Source organism: Curtobacterium sp. AB7 (assembly GCF_044909335.1).
Classification (GTDB): Bacteria; Actinomycetota; Actinomycetes; order Actinomycetales; family Microbacteriaceae; genus Curtobacterium.
The window spans coordinates 90,868-109,820 of sequence record NZ_JBIYED010000005.1 but is presented as its reverse complement, the minus strand read 5'-3'; the positions used below and the strand labels follow the sequence as shown (position 1 = coordinate 109,820).

The following is an 18,953-nucleotide window of genomic DNA, read 5'->3' as shown; positions in this document are numbered from 1 at the left end:
AGCGGGCAGTACACTGGATTCCCCTCTTCCCGAAGGGTTGCGTGTGTCCGAACCGACCGAGATCGACCGCGAGCGCGGCTACGTGGACGGCCTCTTCCGCCGTCTCGACGAGCTGACCGCCGAGGCCGAGCAGCGTCTCGCCGAGACCCGTCGTCAGGCGGTCGGCGGGAACCACCAGAGCCGCAGCGAGCGCGACGCGTACGCCCGACTCTACGAAGACACCGTGGCGACGCTCGAGCGCGTGGGGGACCGTCTGGTCTTCGGCCGGCTCGAGGTCTCCGAGCCCGACAGCTCCGAGGACGCCTTCCGCTACATCGGCCGGGTGGGGCTCCGCGACGCCGACCACCGCCCGCTGCTGCTCGACTGGCGTGTGCCCGGTGCCAGCGCGTTCTACCAGGCCACCGCGGCGCACCCGATGGGCATGCGCTCGCGTCGCCACCTGTCGCTCGAGGGCCGTCGGGTCGTCGGTGTCGAGGACGAGGTGTTCGACGCCTCGCTCTACGACGACGAGCGCACCCACCTGCAGGGCGAGGGGGCGCTGCTGGCCGCGGTGACCGCCGAGCGCACCGGCCGGATGACCGACATCGTCGCCACCATCCAGGGCGAGCAGGACCGGATCATCCGCTCACCGCTCGAGGGCGTCCTCATCGTGCAGGGCGGCCCCGGCACCGGCAAGACCGCCGTGGCGCTGCACCGTGCCGCGTACCTGCTGTACTCGTACCGCGAGCGGCTGCGGGGCTCCGGCGTCCTGATGGTCGGCCCGTCGCCGGCGTTCCTGACGTACATCGAACAGGTCCTGCCGTCGCTCGGTGAGACCGGCGTGGTGATGGCCTCGCTCGGTTCGCTCTACCCGGGGGTGCACGCGACGACGCACGACTCCCGCGACGTCGCCGCCGTGAAGGGCTCCGCGCAGACGGCTGCGCTCCTGCGCCGCGCCGTGCGCTCCCGCCAGGTGGTGCCGACCGAGTCGGTCACGCTCGACGTCGAGGGTGAGCGGCTCGTGGTGCCGCCGCAGCTCGTGGCCGACGCGATGAAGCGCGCACAGGACCGCGGCAAGCCCCACAACGCCGCGCGCGTGACGTTCAACAAGCTCGCGCTCGACGCGATGACCCGGCTGCTCGCCGAACAGCTGCGCGAGCGTGGGACGACGGTGGACGAGGCCGACGAGAAGGTCCTGCGCGAGGACATCCGGAGCTCGTACGACGCCCGGGTGCTGCTCAACACCGCCTGGCTGCCGCTGCCCCCGGAGAAGTTCCTCGAGGACCTGTACGCCCGTCCGAACTGGCTCGCCTCGCTGACCCCGGACTGGACCCCGGAACGCCGTGCCCTGCTGCAGCGCGCACGAGGTGGCGCCTGGACGGTCGAGGACGTCCCCCTGCTCGACGAGGCCGCCGAACTGCTCGGCCCGTTCGACCCGACCGGCGGCGCCGCCAAGCGCGCGGCGAAGGCCAGCCGGAACCGTGACATCGAGAACGCGCGGCAGGCGATCGAGAACATGGGCGTCGAGGGCATCGTCACCGCCGAACAGGTCGCCGGCTCGTTCGCCGAGGGCGGCGACCCCCGCTCGACCGCGGAGCGCGCCGCCGACGACCGCGAGTGGACCTACGGGCACATCGTGGTCGACGAAGCGCAGGAGCTCTCGCCGATGCAGTGGCGCGTGCTCGCACGCCGCAACCCGCTGCGCTCCTTCACGATCGTCGGCGACATGGCGCAGGGCTCCTCGCCCGGGGCCGCGCGCACCTGGGACGACGTGCTCGGCGCGCTCGCCCGCCGACGCCGTGGCCGGGCACCGCTCGTGCCGCTCGACCACCGCATCGAGCAGCTCACCGTGAACTACCGCACCCCGCGGTCGATCGTCGAGGCCGCCGGCGTCTTCGCCGACGGTGCTGGCCTGACCGTCACCCGCAACGAGGCCGTGCGCGACGGCGACCCCGTCGAGCGCGTGCGCGTCGCCCGCGCCGACCTGCTCGACACCGTCGTGTCGGTCGCCGACGCCGAACGGTCGCGGATCGGTGCCGGCACCATCGGCGTGATCGTCCCCGAGTCCGAGGTCGACGCGGTCCGGCAGCGCCTCGCCCGCACCGAGGCCGACGTGCGCGGGCTCGCCTCGCCGCACGCCGGGTCGCTCACGGTGCTGACCGGCGCGGACGCCAAGGGCCTCGAGTTCGACGGCGTGCTGCTCGTCGACCCCGACCGCGTCGGAGCCGACGCTGCGCGCCCGGCGGCCGCGGTCTACGTCGCGATGACCCGTCCGACGCGGCGCCTGACGGTCATCGACGTGGCCTGAGCCGGGAGGCCCGTGGCGGCTCCGGCACGTGCCTGCTGGCTCAGGACGGGTCGCCTGCAGAGCGGACGCGCGCGACGAGGTCGGCCCACGCGCCGTCGAGGCGGCGACCGGGGATCGTCACGGTCGTGCGCTCGACGGTGATCGTCCACGTGAAGTCGTCGGGGACCGGCGGCCCGGCCGTCGCCGTCGCAGGGGTACGGGGGAGCGCGTCGACGACCTCGGACCACGCCGCGGGGTCGGCGCTCGTGTCGGTGTCGACCCGCCAGTGCCGCGTGGTACCGGCGAAGCCCCCGGAACGACGGACCTCGATGTGCATGCTCCCGACCGTACGCCGGTGCGTGGCGCTCGATCGTCTCAGTCGAGGACGCCCACCGTCCGCCAGGCATCCTGCACCGCGGTGTGCTCCGCGGACTCGGCGCCGAACCGGACCCCAGCGGCGTCGATCGTCACGGCGGCGAAGCCGGCGAAGTCGATCGAGGCGGTGACGGCGTCCGAGGTCAGGGCGTCCCACCACACGGCACCGGCGCCCTGCCAGGCGTACCCGCCGATCGCGGTCGCCGCCAGGAAGAACGCGTGGTTCGGGATGCCGGAGTTCGTGTGCACCCCACCGGCGTCGTCCGTCGTGACGACGAAGTCGGCCATCGTCGCGGGCTGGGGGTCCTTGCCGAGCACCGGGTCGTCGTAGGCGGTGCCGGGTGACCGCATCGAGCGCAGGGCGTCGCCGTGCACGGCATCCGTGAAGAGCCCCTCGCCGATGAGCCAGCTCGCCTGCTCGGCGGTCTGCCCGGCCGCGTACTGGGCGACGAGGGAGCCGAACACGTCGCTGATCGACTCGTTGAGCGCCCCGGACTGCCCCTGGTAGGTCAGGTCGGCGGTGTACTGCGTGACGCCGTGCGCCAGCTCGTGCCCGATGACGTCGAGCGCGATCGTGAAGCGCCGGAAGACCTCGTCGTCGCCGTCGCCGAACACCATCCGGCTGCCGTCCCAGTAGGCGTTGTCGTAGTCCTGCCCGAAGTGGACCGTGGCGTCGAGGGGGAGTCCGGCACCGTCGATCGACACCCGGCCGAAGACGTCGAGCCAGAAGGCGTGGGTCGCGCCGAGGCCCGCGTACGCCTCGTCGACGGCCGCGTCGCCGGTGTCGGGGTCGCCTTCGCTCCGGACGACCGTGCCGGGCAGGGTCGTCGTGCCGCGGGCGTCGGCGATCGTGCGCTGGGGCGACCGGTCGACCGTGCCGCTGACACGGTGCGGGGCGACCAGGTGCTGGTGCTTCGGGCTCTGCACGAGCTCGAGCGACGCCAGTGCGGTGCGCGCGGCAGACGCCGCACGGGGGAACTCAGCCGCCTGGGCCACTGCGTGGAGCAGGTAGGGCGGGACGACGGAGCGCCGGCTGTCGGTCGGGGTCATGCGCTCATGCAACCACCGGGCACCGACACCCCGGCCGCGGGTCAGTCGCGCGTGCGGTTCTCGACCAGACCGAGCGCGTAGGACTCCCACCACTGCCCGGCGGCCGGTCCACCGTTGCACGTGCCGTCGCTGAGCCCCGGCGTCTTGACCCAGAGCAGCGCGTCGAGCCGGCTCGATCCACCGGTGACGTGCGGTGCCTGGCCGAGACCCGCACCCTCGGGGTTGCACCACGTCCCGCGCCAGCCCTGCCCGTTCCGGGAGACGTCGATGACGAAGTGCGGATCACCACCGATCGCGTCGGCGAGTTCGTCGGCGTAGGCGCGTTCCTGGTCGACGCGGTAGAAGTTCGACACGTTCGTGAAGAAGCCCTGCACCTCGTCGACACCCGCCTGGCGCAGCCAGTCGGCCATCGTCGCGATCGGGACACGGTTCTCGTTGCCGCCGTCGAGGTACACCGTCAGTCCGTGCCCGGTCAGGGCGTCCACGGCCTCGCGGAGCAGCGGGAGCCGGGAGTCGCGGAGGCGCTCGCAGTTCTGGATCTGTGCGATCGCGTCCGGTTCGACGAGCACGACGGCCTTCGAGCCAGCCATCGCGCGGACGGCGGAGCGGACCCACGGCAGGTACGCGTCGTCGGCGGTGCCGCCCTTCGAGTAGCTGCCACAGTCGCGGTCCGGCACGGTGTACAGCACGAACACCGGGGTGGCCCGCTGCTGCTCGGCGTTCCGGACGACGGTGCGGATCGTCGCGCGCGTCTCGGACCGCGAGGTGTTCGTGAGCCAGGTCGCGATCGGCTGGTCGGCGATGCGGGCGATCTGCGCCGCGGTGTCGTCGTGCCCGGCGGCGCGGGCCTGGCGCTCGCGGATGCCCGGCTGGTTGACCGCGGACGGCTGGTGCGCCAGGCCGCCGGGGAACGCCTGCTCCACGGTCTTCCGCGTCACGACGTCCCGTCCGCTCGTCGGCGGGTCGGCATCCGGCCCGCCGCCGTGCGGTACGACGACCACGAGCGTCGTGACGACGGCCGCGACGCCGACGACCGCGGCCGTGATCCACAGCCACTGACGTCGCGCGGGCGCACGCTTCCCCTGGTGCTCCGGCATCCGGCGGTCCTCCCTGTTCGCACCCATGCTGACAGGTGCGGGGGAGTCCTGACCAGGACGCCGGGGTGTTCGTCCAGGTCAGCCGACGGGTTCTGCCAGGAGCGCTCCAGCGGGCGTGCAGGGCAGTGCCGCAGACTGGCGGGATGTTCCGTCGACTCCTCCTCCTCGCCGTGACCGCGGCGTACGCCTGGGTGATCTGGCGGATGACGCTGACCCCGCAGGTGTTCACCTCGGCACAGAACTCGTTCGTGCTGCACGCGATCGCCTGGGTGCAGCAGCTGCCGCACGGTGCCTGGTTCACGTACGAGCGCACCGAGTTCCTGGCCAACATCGCGATGTTCGTGCCGGTCGGCATGCTCGCCGCACTCTGGCTGCCTCGGCGCTGGTGGATCCTCGGAGCCCTGGTCGCGGTCGCCCTGTCGACCGGCATCGAGTTCGCGCAGGCCACCTACCTGCCCTACCGCGTCGCCGACCCCCGCGACGTGCTGTCGAACGGCCTCGGCGGTCTGCTCGGCGCGACCCTCGTCGGACTCGTCCGCAGCCTGCTGCCGGCGCCGCGTCGTCGTCGCCTGCGCCCTAGGACCGCCTAGGACTCTGGTAGTCTTGCGCGGTTGCCGTCGAACGGCCGCGGACAAAGAGCGCTCGTGCATCAGGCACGGGCACCGCGCAACGGACTGAAAGGGGATCTACGCATGGCACTTGACGCGAAGGTCAAGCAGGAGATCATCGAAGAGTACGCGACCCACCCGGGCGACACCGGTTCCCCCGAGGTCCAGGTCGCCGTTCTGACGCGTCGTATCAACGACCTGAACGAGCACCTCAAGGAGCACAAGCACGACCACCACTCGCGTCGTGGTCTGCTGCTCATGGTCGGTCAGCGTCGCCGTCTCCTCGGTTACCTCTCCGACGTCGACATCGCCCGCTACCGTGCGCTCATCGAGCGCCTCGGCCTGCGCCGATAAGGTACGAGCCGCTGGTCGACGCCTCACGGCTTGACCGAACGCCCCGGTCCTCCTCGCGAGGACCGGGGCGTTCTCCGTTCTGCGGGAATGGTTGCGCGCGGCACACGGTTCGGTACGATGTTCATGCAAACGCATCGAAAGTCGGAAACCACCATGACCACCATCGCCGTCGTCTCCGCCGGACTCTCCGAGCCCAGCTCCACCCGCCTGCTCGCCGACCGCCTGGGCGAGGCCGCCGTCGCCGCGCTCGTCGCCGAGGGAACGCCCGCGCACGTCCTGCACGTCGAGCTCCGGCCGCTCGCGCACGAGATCACCGACGCGATGCTCACCGGCTTCGCGGCGCCCGCGCTGTCCGCCGCCATCGCCGCGGTGGTCGAAGCCGACGCCGTCGTGTTCGTCACGCCGATCTTCACGGCCGGCGTCAGCGGTCTCGCGAAGTCCTTCCTCGACGTCCTCGAGAAGGACGCGCTCGCCGACCTGCCCGTCCTGCTCGGCGCAACGGGCGGGACCTCGCGGCACTCGCTCGCCATCGACCACGCCCTGCGTCCGGTCTTCGCGTACCTCCGCACAGCGGTGGTGCCGACCGGCGTGTTCGCCGCGACCGACGACTGGGGGAGCGACGGCGACGCCGCGGCCCTGGACGGACGCATCCGCCGGGCCGGAGCGGACCTGGCGTGGGCGATCCGGGCCTCCCGGCGGACCCCGCAGGAAGCCGACGCGCTCCCCGCGACCGCGGACTTCGCGAGCCTGCTCGGTGGCCTCGGCCACTGATCCCGATCGCTGACCCCGTGACGCGCTCTTAGGCGGACCACAGGGTTCGTGGGGTCGGAGTGCGGCCGGCTGGCGGCTCGCTCATCGGTGAGCTCGGGAACCTCGTCATGACGACGAGGAGGACCGATGGACACCAGAGGCAACGGCAAGCGATCCGCACGGGTGACGAGTGCGCTCGTGAGCCTGGGCGGACTCGCGGTCGCGACGGTCACGGGTGCCGGGCTGTGGTTCGGGCACGAGCAGGCCAGCACGACGACGACCGACACGTCCACGAGCACGAGCACGACGACGGACTCCGGTTCGGGTACCGGGACGTCGGGCGACGCCACCACCGACTCCGGGTCCTCGTCCTCCTCGTCGTCGAACGACACGTCGACCGACAGCGGCACGAGCAGCAGTGATACCGGCGTCTCGCAGGGCACCACCGGTGGGTCGTCCGACACGACGACGACGGGGTCGTGACCGTGCGCGCCACCGCCGAGTGGGACCTCTGGACCACCACCGCCCGGGTCGTCCTCGACCACCGCGACCGCCGCCACCTCGCCGCCGCCGAGTCCTGCGTCCGCGACGTCACGGCCGCCGTCGACGCCGCGTGCAGCCGGTTCCGCGCCGATTCCGAACTCGTGGCCCGCGCCGAGGACCTGGTGCGCGGTACCGAGGTCTCGCCCCTGCTGGCGACGCTCGTGCACCAGGCCGTCGACGCCGCACGGCTGTCCGACGGGGACGTCGACCCGACGCTCGGACGGCGCATGGTCTCCCTCGGGTACGACGCCGCGTTCGCCGACGCACCACCGGTTGCGTCACCCGACGCCGTGGCCCGATCGCTCGACGACCGCCCGGCGTGGCAGCGGATCCTGCTGTCCGGCACGTTCCTGCGGGTCCCCGAGGGCGTCACGCTCGACCTCGGCGCCACGGCGAAGGCCGCCGCCGCCGACATGGCGGCCGCGAGCATCACCGCGCGGCTCGGCGTCGGTGCCCTCGTCTCGCTCGGCGGGGACGTCGCCACGGCCGGCCCGGACCCCTCCGGCGGCTGGCAGGTGCGCGTGCAGGACCTGGCGGACGATCCCGTCGACCACGTCCGCATCGCCTCCGGGTGGTCCGTCGCGACCTCGAGCACGCAGAAGCGCCGCTGGGAGCAGGACGGGACCGCGCGGCACCACATCCTCGATCCGCGGTGGGGCCTGCCCGCCGAACCGGTGTGGCGGTCGGTGACGGTCGTCGCCCCCTCGTGCACCACCGCCAACACGATGACCACCGCCGCTGTCGTCCGGGCGCACGGCGCCGTGGAGTGGCTCCGGCAGAGCGGCCGTGCGGCCCGGCTCGTCGCGGCCGACGGCTCGGTGCTGCGACTCGGCGGCTGGCCCGACGACCAGGTCGACCACGTCGACCGGGCGGACGCCGCCTGATGGACACCGCGCTCTGGGTGATCGGCCGCGGCACGGGCGTCGCCGCCGTCGTGCTCCTGACCCTGACGGTCCTGCTCGGCATCGTGACCCGCGGCGGACGACCGCTCCCCGGCCTGCCGCGGTTCGGCGTGCAGCTCGTGCACCGGGACGTCGCCCTGGCGTCCACCGTGTTCGTCGCCGTGCACGTGGTGACGCTGCTGCTCGACACCGAGGCCGAACTCCGCCTGCTGGACACCGTCGTGCCGTTCGTCGGTGCGTACCGCTGGTTCTGGCTCGGGCTCGGCACCCTCGCGGTGGACCTGCTCGTGGTGCTCGTCGTCACGGGGATGCTCCGCCGGGTGATCGGTCCGCGGGTGTTCCGCGCCGTGCACTGGGCCGCCTACGCCATGTGGCCGGTCGCGATGGCGCACGCGATCGGCACCGGGACCGACGGCACGTCCGCCTGGTTCCTGGTGGTCGCCGGGGTCTGCGCCGCCGCCGTCCTCGGCGCCGTGGCCTGGCGCTGCTCCGCACGCGTCACCGAGTTCCGTTCCCCACCGACGGGACGCCCGCGCCCGATCGAGCCGCAGCCGATGGAGGCCCTCCGATGACCCTGACCCACCCGCTCACCGTGTCACCACCGACCGGCGCGCAGCGACTCCTCGCCGCCTCCGGCCCCGGACTCGACGCCCACCTCCGCACGCACGGGCCGCTGCCGCACGTGGGACCCGGGATCATCGACGAGATCGGTCTCGCCGGCGTCGAGGGCCGCGGCGGTGCAGGGTTCCCGCTCGCCCGCAAGCTCGACGCCGTGTCCTCCCGCACGCGTCGCGGCGGCCGCGGCGCCCCGATCGTCATCGCGAACGGTGCCGAGGGGGAGCCCGCCAGCCGCAAGGACGCCGTCCTGCTCGAACGGGCACCGCACCTGGTGCTCGACGGCATCGTCGTCGCGGCGCAGGCGATCGGTGCGACCGAGGCCGTGGTCGCCACGAGCGCGCGGCTCGCCGACCGGGTCCGGCAGGCACTGGCCGAACGCACCGACGGCCGGCGCGGCACCGGCACCGACGGCCAGCGCGGCACCGGCACCGACCCGGTCGCCATCGAGGTCCGGGCCCTGCCGCACACCAGCTACGTCGCCGGGCAGGCCACGGCGCTCGCCTCGGCCGTCGTCGGAGGACGAGGCCTTCCGGAGGACCGTGTCGTGCGGCTCGCCGACCGTGGCCCGAGTGGTCGCCCGACCCTCGTGTCGAACGTCGAGACCCTCGCCCAGGCGGCCCTCGTCGCACGGTACGGGGCGGCCTGGGCGCGGAGCGTCGGCAGCGCGAGTGCCCCCGGTACCCGTCTCGTGACGGTCAGCGACGTGACCGACCCAGGTGGTGCCGTGGTGCTGGAGACCGCCGGGGGTGCGCCGACCTGGCAGCTGCTGGGGGCCTCCCGGCTGGCGGCGGCCGACCCGCGACGGACGCGAGCCGTCCTGGTCGGCGGGTGGGGTGGCACCTGGGTGCCGGCCGCGGCGCTCGATGCGACGTTCGACGTCGACGGGCTCGCACCGTGGGGTGCGGCGCCCGGGGCGGGCGTGCTGGCCGTGCTCGACGACCGGACCTGTCCGGTCGGGGTCACCGCAGGCCTTGCCACCGCGCTCGCCGGGGCCTCCGCCGGACGCTGCGGGCCGTGCGTGAACGGGTTGCCGCGGATCGCCGACGTGGTTGCCGACCTGGCCTCCGGGCGTCGGGCGGGGGACCTGGCCGGCGAGGTCCGACGGGTCGCTGCCCTGGTCGACGGACGCGGGGCCTGCCACCATCCGGACGGCGTCGCACGGATGGTGCGGACTGCGCTGGACGTGTTCCACGACGACGTGCAGGCGCACCTGCGCGGCGCGTGCCTGGTCGGGGGACGAAAGTGAGCGGCGTACAGGGCGGCGCCACGGCCGGCGGCTCCGTCGCCCTGCACGTCGACTGGACCCGCTGTCGGGGACGCGGCCTGTGCACCGAACTCTTCGCCGAGCGGCTGGCGCGCGACGAGTGGGGCTACCCGATCGCGCGGGCCGGCGGCGGCACCCGCGACGTGCCGGTGCGGCCGGACGAGCGCGCCGCCGCTGCGGACGCGGTGGCGATGTGCCCGCTGCAGGCGTTGCGGCTGGTGGCGCGGTGAGCGGGTGCGCGGCGAGCAGGGACGCGGTGAGCAGTGCTGCTCAGTACCAGTGCGGGTTGACGCTCATCTCGTGGCCCCACGCACCGCACGGCGACCCGTACGCGCTCTTGATGTAGGCGAGTCCCCAGTTGATCTGCGTGTTCGCATTCGTCCGCCAGTCCGCCCCGGCCGCCGACATCTTGTCGGCGGGCAGCGACTGCGGGATGCCGTAGGCCCCGCTCGAGGCGTTCAGCGCGTTCGCCCGCCAGCCGGACTCCTGCGTCCAGAGCGACACCAGGCAGGAGAACTGGTCGTCGCCCCAGCCGTACGACCCCAGAGCACTCCTGGCGTAGGCCTGCGCGGCCGCGGGGTCCACGGCGACCCCGCCGGTGCTCGGGTAACTGGTGCCCGAGCCGCCGCTGGCGCTGCTGCTGCTGCTGCCGCCGCTGCCGGTGTCGACGCTCGCCGAGGCTGCTGCCGCCTGGGCCGCGGCGGCCGCCGCGCGCTTGCGCTGCTGTTCGGCCTTCTGCGCCGCGACCTTCTGCCCGAGCTCGTACCCGGCGGCCTGCTTCGCGGTGGTGTCCCGGAGCGACGCCAGCTGCGCGTACAGCTCGTCGCTGTGCTGCTCGGTCGACTCGACCGCGGCGTTCGCCACGGACTCGGCGGACTTCGCCGCCGCGGATCGTTCCTCGGCCGCCTGCGCACGCGTCGCGCGCTCGGTCTCAGCGCGTTCGGCCTGCTCGTGCAGTGACGATGCCGTGCCGGCCGCGACGGACGCCTCGTCCATCACGCCGGACCACGTAGACGACAGCTGGTCGAGCGCGCCCAGCTGGTAGAGCAGCTGGTCGGGCTTCCCCGAGGTCGCGATCCGGGTGGTCATCTGGTTCGTGCTGCCGTCGCGGTACAGGTTCGCCGCCAGTTGGCCGGCACGCGCCTGGGCCCGGTCCGCCGTCTCCGTCGCGTGCTGTGCCTGGGCCTGGAGGCTCGTGGCGGCCTGGGTGGCCTCCGCCAACTCCGCCTCGGCCGTGTCCGCCTTCGACGAGGCCGTCAGCGCGGCCTGCGACTTCGCCGCCGCCTCGTCCTGCGCCGACTGCAGCGCGGCCTGCACCTTGGTGACCTCGGCGCGCTTGGCGGTCTCGTTCCCCTTGGCCTGCTGCACGTCCTGCCAGGTCGGGTACTCCGTCGCGGACGCCGGGACAGCGGTGAGGACCGGGGCGACGAGCGCGCCGACGACCACGGCGGCCGCGACGAGCACGCCCCGCGAGGGGGTGAGACGCATGGCAGCAGGCTACCGAGGCTCGCCCGGCCGTCAGCGAGCCGCGCCGCCGATTCCCTGTGGACTGGTAAAGTCCATCGTGTCCGAGGACCGTTTCCCCGGATGTTCGACACAACACTGCGCAGGCCGGGCACGGAGCTGGTCATCGGTGGTGGCTCGCGGGCCGGAACGGTTTCCCGAGTGCTTCTACTGCTGGCCAGACATGCGTCCGGAACGATCGGCGCGCACGCACCATCGAGTGCCGTCGCCACGGCCTGCCGAACACACATCAAGGAGGCACCCTTTTGGAGGGTCCCGAGATCAAGTTCGCCGAAGCCGTCATCGACAACGGCAAGTACGGCAAGCGCACCGTCCGGTTCGAGACCGGTCGGCTCGCACAGCAGGCGCAGGGCGCGGTCGCCGCGTACCTCGACGAGGAAACGATGCTCCTCTCGGCCACCAGCGCCGGCAAGCACCCGCGTGAAGGCTTCGACTTCTTCCCGCTGACCGTCGACGTCGAGGAGCGCTCCTACGCCGCCGGCAAGATCCCCGGCTCGTTCTTCCGCCGCGAAGGCCGCCCGTCGACCGAGGCCATCCTGGTCTGCCGACTCATCGACCGGCCGCTGCGCCCGTCGTTCGTCGACGGCCTGCGCAACGAGGTCCAGATCGTCATCACCGTCCTGAGCATCGCTCCGGACGAGTTCTACGACGCGCTGGCCATCAACGCCGCGTCCGCGTCGACGCAGATCTCCGGTCTGCCGTTCTCCGGCCCGATCGCCGGTGTGCGCCTCGCGCTCATCGGTGACCAGTGGGTCGCGTTCCCGAAGGCATCGCAGCTCGCCGACGCCATCTTCGACCTCACGGTCGCCGGCCGTGTCGTCACCGACGAGGCGGGCAACGAGGACGTCGCCATCATGATGGTCGAGGCCGAGGCCACCGAGCACAGCTGGGAGCTCATCCAGGGCGGCGCCACCAAGCCCGACGAGGCCGTCGTCGCGCAGGGTCTCGAGGCGGCCAAGCCGTTCCTCAAGTCCCTCGTCGACGCCCAGGCGAAGCTCGCCGCGCAGTCCGCCAAGGAGATCCAGGACTACCCGGTCTTCCCGCCGTACGCGCCCGAGGTCTACTCGGCCGTCGAGGCCCTCGCGCTCTCCGAGCTCGGCGACGTCTACAAGATCGCCGCCAAGACCGAGCGCCAGGACGCCGACGACGCACTCAAGTCGCGCGTCAAGGAGGCCATCGCGTCGAAGGTGTCGGCGGGCGAACTGCCCGAGGTCGCCAACTCGCAGGTCAGTGCCGCCTACAAGTCGGTCACGAAGAAGGTCGTCCGCGGCCGCATCCTGACCGAGCAGGTCCGCATGGACGGTCGCGGCCTCGCCGACATCCGTCCGCTCGACGCCGAGGTCGCCGTGATCCCGCGCGTCCACGGTTCGGCGATCTTCCAGCGCGGCGAGACGCAGATCCTCGGCGTCACCACGCTGAACATGCTCAAGATGGAGCAGCAGATCGACTCGCTGTCGCCCGTCACGAAGAAGCGCTACCTGCACCACTACAACTTCCCGCCCTACTCGACCGGTGAGACCGGCCGTGTGGGTTCGCCGAAGCGTCGCGAGATCGGGCACGGCTTCCTCGCCGAGCGCGCCCTCGTGCCGGTGCTGCCGACGCGCGAGGAGTTCCCGTACGCCATCCGTCAGGTCTCCGAGGCGCTCAGCTCCAACGGCTCGACCTCGATGGGTTCCGTCTGCGCCTCGACCCTCTCGCTGCTCAACGCCGGTGTGCCCCTCAAGGCCCCGGTCGCGGGCATCGCGATGGGCCTGGTGTCCGACACCGTCGACGGCCAGACCCGCTACGCGGCGCTGACCGACATCCTCGGTGCGGAAGACGCCCTCGGCGACATGGACTTCAAGGTCGCCGGTACCTCGGAGTTCGTCACCGCGATCCAGCTCGACACCAAGCTCGACGGCATCCCGTCGACGGTGCTCGACGCGGCGCTGAAGCAGGCCAAGGAGGCCCGCTCGGCCATCCTCGGTGTGCTGAACGAGGCGATCGACGCCCCCGACGAGATGGCGGACACCGCTCCTCGCGTCATCTCGGTGCAGATCCCCGTCGACAAGATCGGCGAGCTGATCGGCCCGAAGGGCAAGACGATCAACGGCATCCAGGACGAGACCGGTGCCGACATCTCGATCGAGGACAACGGCACCGTCTACATCGGTGCCGTCGACGGACCGTCGGCCGAGGCCGCCCGTGCGTCGGTCAACGCGATCGCGAACCCGACCAACCCGGAGATCGGGGACCAGTTCCTCGGCACCGTCGTGAAGATCGCCACGTTCGGCGCCTTCGTGTCGCTGCTCCCGGGCCGTGACGGTCTGCTCCACGTCTCCGAGGTGCGCAAGCTCGCCGGTGGCAAGCGTGTGGAGAACGTCGAGGACGTCCTGGGCGTCGGCCAGAAGGTCCTGGTCGAGGTCACCAAGGTGGACGACCGCGGCAAGCTGTCGCTCGCGCCGGTCGTCGCCGAGGAGTCGGACACCGACTCCAGCGGTGCCCGCGAGGAGTCGACGGACGCCACCGTCTGATCCACCCCTGGCACACGAACGGCCGTCGTCCCTTCCGGGGCGGCGGCCGTTCGTCGTTGCGGATCTAGCGCTGGCCCGAGTCTCGGCCTGAGCGACACTTCTCGGGCGCCGGAGCGCGAGAAGTGTCGCCGAGCGCGAGACTCGGACCGGCGCCGGGCGCGCGATCAGGCGGCGGCGGTCTCCTGCGTGCCGACGAGCTGCGCGCGGCCGAGCAGGTGCTCGCGCAGCACGAACCCGACGACCGCGGGGGTCGCGTCGGCCGGCGCCTCGAGCAGCGGCACGTCGAGGGCGCTCAGCGTGAAGAAGTAGCGGTGCACGCCGTGGCCGGCGGGCGGAGCGGCGCCGAGGAACGTGTCGGTGCCGAACTCGTTGCGGCGGCGGAGTGCCTCGGCCGGCAGCAGGGCGTCGTCGGTGCCGGCGCCGGCGGGCAGCGAGGTCGCCGCGCCCGGGATGTCGGTCAGGCTCCAGTGCCAGAAGCCCGAGCCGGTCGGGGCGTCGGGGTCGTACACGGTGAGGACGAAGCTCTTCGTGCCCTCGGGAGCGCCGGACCACTCGAGTGCGGGGGAGCGGTCCTCACCGCCCACGTCGGTGCCGCGCGCCGAGGTCGGCAGGGCGCCGCCGTCGGTGAAGTCGGGGCTGGTCAGGGTGAACGAGGGGACCTCGGGGAGGTTCCAGTTGGGGTCGTTGGCCATGTCCCCAGCCAACACCCGCAGCCTCGGTCTGCGCTCGGTGCGCGGAAGGTCGCGCGGGGTGCGCGGGTGCGCGGGTGCGGACGGGAGGCACGGTGCCAGGCCGGCGCGGGCCTCCCGTCCCTCAGGCGGTCGCGCCGGGCTGGCGCCGACGGCTGACGCGACGAGGTCGACGTCGTACGACGTCGAGGCTGTCGTTCGTGCGCGCCTGCAACTGTTGCGGCCGCGGTGGAGCGACAAAGCCGACGTCGTACGACAGCGGTGATGTCGTTCCGCGTCGGCGGCTCCCGTGCGTCGGCGGCAGCCGAGCGTCAGGCGGCGAGGACGCGGTCGACGACGCGACCGAGCGCGGCCGTCGCCGCGATGGCGTCGCCGGCGTAGGCACCGGCCATCGCACCGTCGCGCGCGAGCATGAGCTCGTCGGCGCCGTCGCCGGGCAGCTGGTGGCCGGACTCCTGCAGCAGGGTGGCGAGCCGGTCGGTGTACCAGTCGCGGTGGGTGGCGACCACCTCGCGCACGGGATCGCGGGGGTCGTGGTACTCGGCGGCGGCGTTGAGGAACGCGCACCCGCGGAAGTCGGGGTCGTTGACCTCGTCGGCGAGGGCGGCGACCCACGCGCGGACCGCTGCGGCGGGGGAGCCGGCGTCGGTGACGAGCTGTTCCATCCGTTCCTGCACCCGCTCGTGCTGCGTGCGGATGTAGGCGAGGATCAGGTTGTCCTTCGACCCGTAGTGCTTGTAGAACGTCGCCTTCGTGACGCTCGCCTCGGAGATGAGGCGGTCGACGCCGACGCTGTGGATGCCCTCTTCGTAGAAGAGTCGCGTGGCCGTCTCGAGGATGCGGACCTTCGCGCCGCCGGAGCGGGGAGTCGGGGGGACGCTCGACCCGTCCGGCGACGCGAGGTTCGTGCTCGGACCGAGGAGACGCTGGACGGCCGGTTGGGGGGAATCGACCGTCACAGCGTGGCTCCTTGGTTCATCGGCTCCGCGGACGAGTGGGGGGACTCGTGGCCGCGAGGACTGATGTCCCGAGCCACCGGATCGGAACTTAGGGGGGCTTTCGATCCGGTGTGAACGACTGTACCACAAGGAGGACAGACAGACGAGTCGGTCTGTCCGCAATTTCTGTACCCCTCTTCGAGTGACAGTCCGCGGGCCTGTGGAAACTGGGCGGTGGGCTCCGGAGCATCAGTAGGCTCGTATGCGATGAACCAGCCAGTGCCACTGCCGCTCGGGGCCCCGGACACGTCCTTCCTGACGTCCGGAGGAGCCTTCGTCCGCCGCACCGTGCTGCCGTCGGGTGTCCGTGTGCTGACCGAAGCCGTGCCCGGTGCCGCTTCGACGAGCATCGGGTTCTGGGTCGGCGTCGGTTCGCGCGACGAACGCGACGGCCAGTTCGGATCGACCCACTTCCTCGAGCACCTGCTGTTCAAGGGCACCGAGACCCGGTCGGCGCTCGACATCGCGATCGCGTTCGACTCGGTCGGCGGCGAGCACAACGCCGCGACGGCCAAGGAGTACACCTGCTACTACGCACGGGTGCGGGACGCCGACGTCCCGATGGCCGTGCAGGTCATCGGTGACATGGTGACCGGCTCGGTGCTCGACCCCGAGGCGTTCGCCGTCGAGCGCGGCGTCATCCTCGAAGAACTCGCGATGGCCGCCGACGACCCGGCCGACGTCGCGGGTGAAGCGTTCTTCGCCGCGGCCTTCGGCGGTCACCCGCTCGGTCGCCCGATCGGCGGGACCCCGGACAGCATCCGCGCGGTCCAACGGGACGAGGTCCTGGCGCACTACCGCGAGCACTACGCACCGAACGGCATCGTCGTGACCGCCGCCGGTGCCGTCGACCACGACCGGTTCTGCGACGCGGTCGCCGCCGTGTTCCACGACGCACCGCACGCCGAGCCGCTCGCGCGCCGCACGCCGCAGACCGTCGCCGACCCCATCGAACCCAAGCTGTCGGTGGTCCACCGTCCGACGGAGCAGGTCAGCATGCTGCGCGGCTCGCAGGGACTCGACCTGCGCGACGACCGCCGGCCGTCCCTCAGCGTCCTGAACGCCGTGCTCGGCGGGGGCATGAGCTCCCGGCTGTTCCAAGAGGTCCGCGAGCGACGCGGCCTCGCCTACGCGGTGTCGTCCTTCGCGCCCGCCTACCTCGACAACGGCGCCTTCGGCGTCTACGCGGGCTGTGCGCCCGACAACGTCCCCGGGGTCATCGAGATCATCGACGCCGAGTTCCGCCGCATGGTGGACGACGGCATCACCGACGACGAGCTCCGCCGCGCGAAGGGCCAGATCGAAGGCGCCCTGACGCTCTCGCTCGAGGACTCCGACGCCCGGATGACCCGCCTCGGCCGGTCCGAGCTCGGCACCGGGGAGTACACCGACCTGGCGACCGCACTGGAGCGTGTCGACCGGGTCACCACCGACGGCGTGCTCGAACTCGCCCGCGACCTCCTGACCCGCCCGACGATCACGTCGGTGGTCGGGGCGGTGCAGCAGGACGAGCTCGCCGCAGCGATCCGGATGGGCAGCTGAGCACGGACATGTCGCACTACCTGTACCTCGTTCGGCACGGCGAACACCAGGACGCCGAGCACGGCCTCCGCGACGGCAAGCTGTCGGAACGCGGCAAGCGCCAGGCGATGCTCGTCGCCGACCGGCTCGGCGGGCTGCCGTTCGACGGCGTGTACCACTCCCCGTTGGAGGCCCCCAGCGAGACCGCCGCGTTCCTCGCGCAGCGCCTGCCGTCGATCCAGCCCGAACCCTCGACGCTGCTGTTCGACTGCGTCCCCTCCGGTCCGACCCCGGACATGCCGCACGCCTACCAGGGCTGGTACGGCGGCGTCACGGAAGAGGAGATCATCGCCGGCCAGGCGCAGATGGGCGACGCCGTCTCCGAGTGGTTCACCCCGGCGCGCGAGGACCGGCACGACCTGCTCATCACCCACAACGCCGTGATCGGCTGGTTCGTGCGCGAGGCGTTCCAGGCGCCCGAGTGGCGCTGGATGGGCACGAACGTCGCGCACACCGCGCTCACGATCATCCGGATCCGTTCCGCGAAGCCAGCCGAGGTGGTCGCCCTGAACGACCTGGCCCACCTGCCGGTGGAGCTCCGCACCGGGCTGCCGGTCGACCAGCCCGTCTAGCGGGAGACCGGCTTGCGGTACCAGGCGGTTGCATTCGGGTTGTCGTTGAACGGCGCAACGCGCTCGTAGCCCCGGCTGCGGTACATCGCGCCCGCGGCGACGAGCGAGTCGTTCGTGTCCAGCACGATGGCCGTCGCGCCCAGCGCGGCGCCTTCCCGTTCGAGCGAGTCCATCAGCGCCGTCGCCACGCCCTTCCCCCGGCCCGCCGGGGTGACGAAGACGTGCTTGACCTCGAACCGGACGTCGTCGCCGTCGTCGGGGATCCGCCGCAGGCCGCCGCAGCCGACCGCGACCCCGCCGTCGTACGCCACCGCGAAGACCCCGTTCGGCGGCGTGAACTCGGCCGCCGGGGTGCGCTTGCGCGAGTACGCGCCCTGCGCACTGGGGAACGTCGCCTCGCGCTCGTCGAGGTACGCGTCGAGCAGGACGTCGACCTCGGGCAGATCGGCCGGCACGGTCCTGACCTCGACTGACATGCGTCGATCCTAGGATGGACCGCATGGTCACTCCCGTCGCCGTCGTCGGCGCCACCGGTCGTCTCGGGGGCCTCGTGGCCTCCGTCGTCGAGGAACTCCCGGAGTTCGAGCTCGTCGCCCGCCTGTCGTCGAAGGACGGTGCCCACGAAGCACCGCCGTCGGTGTTCGGCGGTGCCGCGCTCGTCGTGGACGTGACGGTGCCGGCGCTCAGCCCCGCGATCGTCGAGAACGCGCTGTCGAGCGGGGCGAACGTCCTCGTCGGCACGTCCGGATGGTCCGCCGAACGTCTCGCGAAGCTCCGCACCGCTCTGCAGGAGCGTCCCGACCAGGGTGTCCTCGTGGTCCCGAACTTCTCGATCGGGTCGGTGCTCGGCACCCACCTGGCCACCATCGCGGCGCCGTGGTTCCCCTCCGCCGAGATCGTCGAGACGCACCACGCCGGCAAGATCGACTCGCCGTCCGGCACCGCGGTCCGCACCGCCGAGCTCATCGCCGAGGCCCGTCGCGACGTCGGCCCGGTCGAGGCCCCGCACGTCGACCAGCGCGCCCGCGGCCAGCAGGTGGCGAGCGTACCGATCCACTCGCTCCGGCTGCCCGGGGTGAAGGCCGTGCAGGACGTCCTGCTCAGCGGCCCCGGCGAGACCCTGACGATCCGGCACGACACCAACGACGACGTCGCCTACGTCGCCGGGATCCGTGCAGCGCTGTCCGCCCTCGGATCCGCCCGCGGGCTCACCGTGGGGCTCGGCAGCGTCCTCGGCATCGGCTGACCC

The 18,953-nt window shown here is 72.5% G+C and carries 20 protein-coding genes; 13 read left to right on the top strand and 7 right to left on the bottom strand.

The annotated features are described in order from the left end of the window. Positions 1-43 precede the first annotated feature (43 nt). Positions 44-2,287, top strand: a complete 2,244-nt coding sequence (locus ABH929_RS12250) for a HelD family protein (protein ID WP_404561439.1) — start codon at positions 44-46, stop codon at positions 2,285-2,287. Between the two features lie 40 nt (positions 2,288-2,327). Here the strand turns inward: ABH929_RS12250 and ABH929_RS12245 are convergent, their stop codons facing one another. Genes ABH929_RS12245 through ABH929_RS12235 form a run of 3 tightly spaced genes read right to left on the bottom strand, consistent with a single transcriptional unit; the run spans position 2,328 to position 4,788 of the window. After that, the gene (locus tag ABH929_RS12245; protein WP_404561438.1) at positions 2,328-2,603 is read right to left on the bottom strand and encodes a protealysin inhibitor emfourin; all 276 of its coding nucleotides are present in this window, start codon (positions 2,601-2,603) and stop codon (positions 2,328-2,330) included. Between the two features lie 38 nt (positions 2,604-2,641). Continuing rightward, complete coding sequence (locus tag ABH929_RS12240; protein ID WP_404561437.1) at positions 2,642-3,691, bottom strand: M4 family metallopeptidase; 1,050 nt, start codon at positions 3,689-3,691, stop codon at positions 2,642-2,644. Between the two features lie 41 nt (positions 3,692-3,732). Next, positions 3,733-4,788 (bottom strand): glycoside hydrolase family 6 protein, encoded by a 1,056-nt coding sequence (locus ABH929_RS12235; RefSeq protein ID WP_404561436.1) that lies wholly within the window; start codon positions 4,786-4,788, stop codon positions 3,733-3,735. Between the two features lie 143 nt (positions 4,789-4,931). Between ABH929_RS12235 and ABH929_RS12230 the strand changes: the two genes are divergently transcribed. The 8 genes from ABH929_RS12230 to ABH929_RS12195 all read left to right on the top strand — a co-directional run bounded on the left by ABH929_RS12230 (position 4,932) and on the right by ABH929_RS12195 (position 10,057). Next, a complete protein-coding gene (locus ABH929_RS12230; RefSeq protein WP_205464257.1) occupies positions 4,932-5,378 on the top strand; it encodes a VanZ family protein in 447 nt (148 codons plus the stop codon). 102 nt (positions 5,379-5,480) lie between these two features. Then, complete coding sequence (rpsO, locus tag ABH929_RS12225; protein WP_070416523.1) at positions 5,481-5,750, top strand: 30S ribosomal protein S15; 270 nt, start codon at positions 5,481-5,483, stop codon at positions 5,748-5,750. 153 nt (positions 5,751-5,903) lie between these two features. After that, entirely contained in the window at positions 5,904-6,521 is a 618-nt protein-coding gene (locus ABH929_RS12220; RefSeq protein ID WP_404561435.1) for a CE1759 family FMN reductase, read from the top strand. Between the two features lie 126 nt (positions 6,522-6,647). Next, positions 6,648-6,983 (top strand): hypothetical protein, encoded by a 336-nt coding sequence (locus ABH929_RS12215; RefSeq protein ID WP_404561434.1) that lies wholly within the window; start codon positions 6,648-6,650, stop codon positions 6,981-6,983. Further along, entirely contained in the window at positions 6,980-7,927 is a 948-nt protein-coding gene (locus ABH929_RS12210) for an FAD:protein FMN transferase (protein WP_263090441.1), read from the top strand. Before ABH929_RS12215 ends, ABH929_RS12210 begins: the two co-directional genes overlap by 4 nt. Next, on the top strand, positions 7,927-8,517 hold the full coding sequence (locus ABH929_RS12205) for a ferric reductase-like transmembrane domain-containing protein (RefSeq protein WP_263090440.1): 591 nt from the start codon (positions 7,927-7,929) through the stop codon (positions 8,515-8,517). The genes ABH929_RS12210 and ABH929_RS12205 overlap by 1 nt, the downstream gene beginning before the upstream one ends. Then, positions 8,514-9,809 (top strand): NADH-ubiquinone oxidoreductase-F iron-sulfur binding region domain-containing protein, encoded by a 1,296-nt coding sequence (locus ABH929_RS12200; protein ID WP_404561433.1) that lies wholly within the window; start codon positions 8,514-8,516, stop codon positions 9,807-9,809. Before ABH929_RS12205 ends, ABH929_RS12200 begins: the two co-directional genes overlap by 4 nt. Beyond that, positions 9,806-10,057 (top strand): ferredoxin, encoded by a 252-nt coding sequence (locus tag ABH929_RS12195; protein ID WP_404561432.1) that lies wholly within the window; start codon positions 9,806-9,808, stop codon positions 10,055-10,057. Before ABH929_RS12200 ends, ABH929_RS12195 begins: the two co-directional genes overlap by 4 nt. Before the next feature lie 40 nt (positions 10,058-10,097). On the opposite strand, the gene ABH929_RS12190 is transcribed toward ABH929_RS12195, so the two are convergent. Beyond that, positions 10,098-11,315, bottom strand: a complete 1,218-nt coding sequence (locus ABH929_RS12190) for a coiled-coil domain-containing protein (protein WP_404561431.1) — start codon at positions 11,313-11,315, stop codon at positions 10,098-10,100. A gap of 281 nt (positions 11,316-11,596) precedes the next feature. On the opposite strand from ABH929_RS12190, the gene ABH929_RS12185 reads away from it, so the two are divergent. Beyond that, on the top strand, positions 11,597-13,864 hold the full coding sequence (locus ABH929_RS12185) for a polyribonucleotide nucleotidyltransferase (RefSeq protein WP_404561430.1): 2,268 nt from the start codon (positions 11,597-11,599) through the stop codon (positions 13,862-13,864). A 164-nt stretch (positions 13,865-14,028) separates the two neighbouring features. Here ABH929_RS12185 and ABH929_RS12180 read toward each other — a convergent pair whose 3' ends face one another. Together ABH929_RS12180 and ABH929_RS12175 are read right to left on the bottom strand one after the other, a co-directional pair. Further along, entirely contained in the window at positions 14,029-14,556 is a 528-nt protein-coding gene (locus ABH929_RS12180) for a YbhB/YbcL family Raf kinase inhibitor-like protein (RefSeq protein ID WP_263090430.1), read from the bottom strand. A 308-nt stretch (positions 14,557-14,864) separates the two neighbouring features. Continuing rightward, entirely contained in the window at positions 14,865-15,512 is a 648-nt protein-coding gene (locus ABH929_RS12175) for a TetR/AcrR family transcriptional regulator (RefSeq protein WP_263090428.1), read from the bottom strand. Positions 15,513-15,758: 246 nt separating this feature from the next. On the opposite strand from ABH929_RS12175, the gene ABH929_RS12170 reads away from it, so the two are divergent. Both ABH929_RS12170 and ABH929_RS12165 read left to right on the top strand, forming a co-directional pair. Next, the gene (locus ABH929_RS12170; RefSeq protein ID WP_263090426.1) at positions 15,759-17,093 is read left to right on the top strand and encodes a pitrilysin family protein; all 1,335 of its coding nucleotides are present in this window, start codon (positions 15,759-15,761) and stop codon (positions 17,091-17,093) included. A gap of 8 nt (positions 17,094-17,101) precedes the next feature. Next, positions 17,102-17,704, top strand: coding sequence for a histidine phosphatase family protein (locus tag ABH929_RS12165; protein ID WP_111084585.1), 603 nt, complete (start codon positions 17,102-17,104; stop codon positions 17,702-17,704). On the opposite strand, the gene ABH929_RS12160 is transcribed toward ABH929_RS12165, so the two are convergent. Beyond that, positions 17,701-18,180: a GNAT family N-acetyltransferase gene (locus ABH929_RS12160; protein WP_404561429.1), complete on the bottom strand. Its 480-nt coding sequence runs from the start codon at positions 18,178-18,180 to the stop codon at positions 17,701-17,703. The two genes, ABH929_RS12165 and ABH929_RS12160, sit on opposite strands and share 4 nt — an antisense overlap. A 23-nt stretch (positions 18,181-18,203) precedes the next feature. Between ABH929_RS12160 and ABH929_RS12155 the strand changes: the two genes are divergently transcribed. After that, on the top strand, positions 18,204-18,950 hold the full coding sequence (locus ABH929_RS12155; protein ID WP_404561428.1) for a 4-hydroxy-tetrahydrodipicolinate reductase: 747 nt from the start codon (positions 18,204-18,206) through the stop codon (positions 18,948-18,950). The last annotated feature ends 3 nt before the right edge of the window (positions 18,951-18,953 follow it).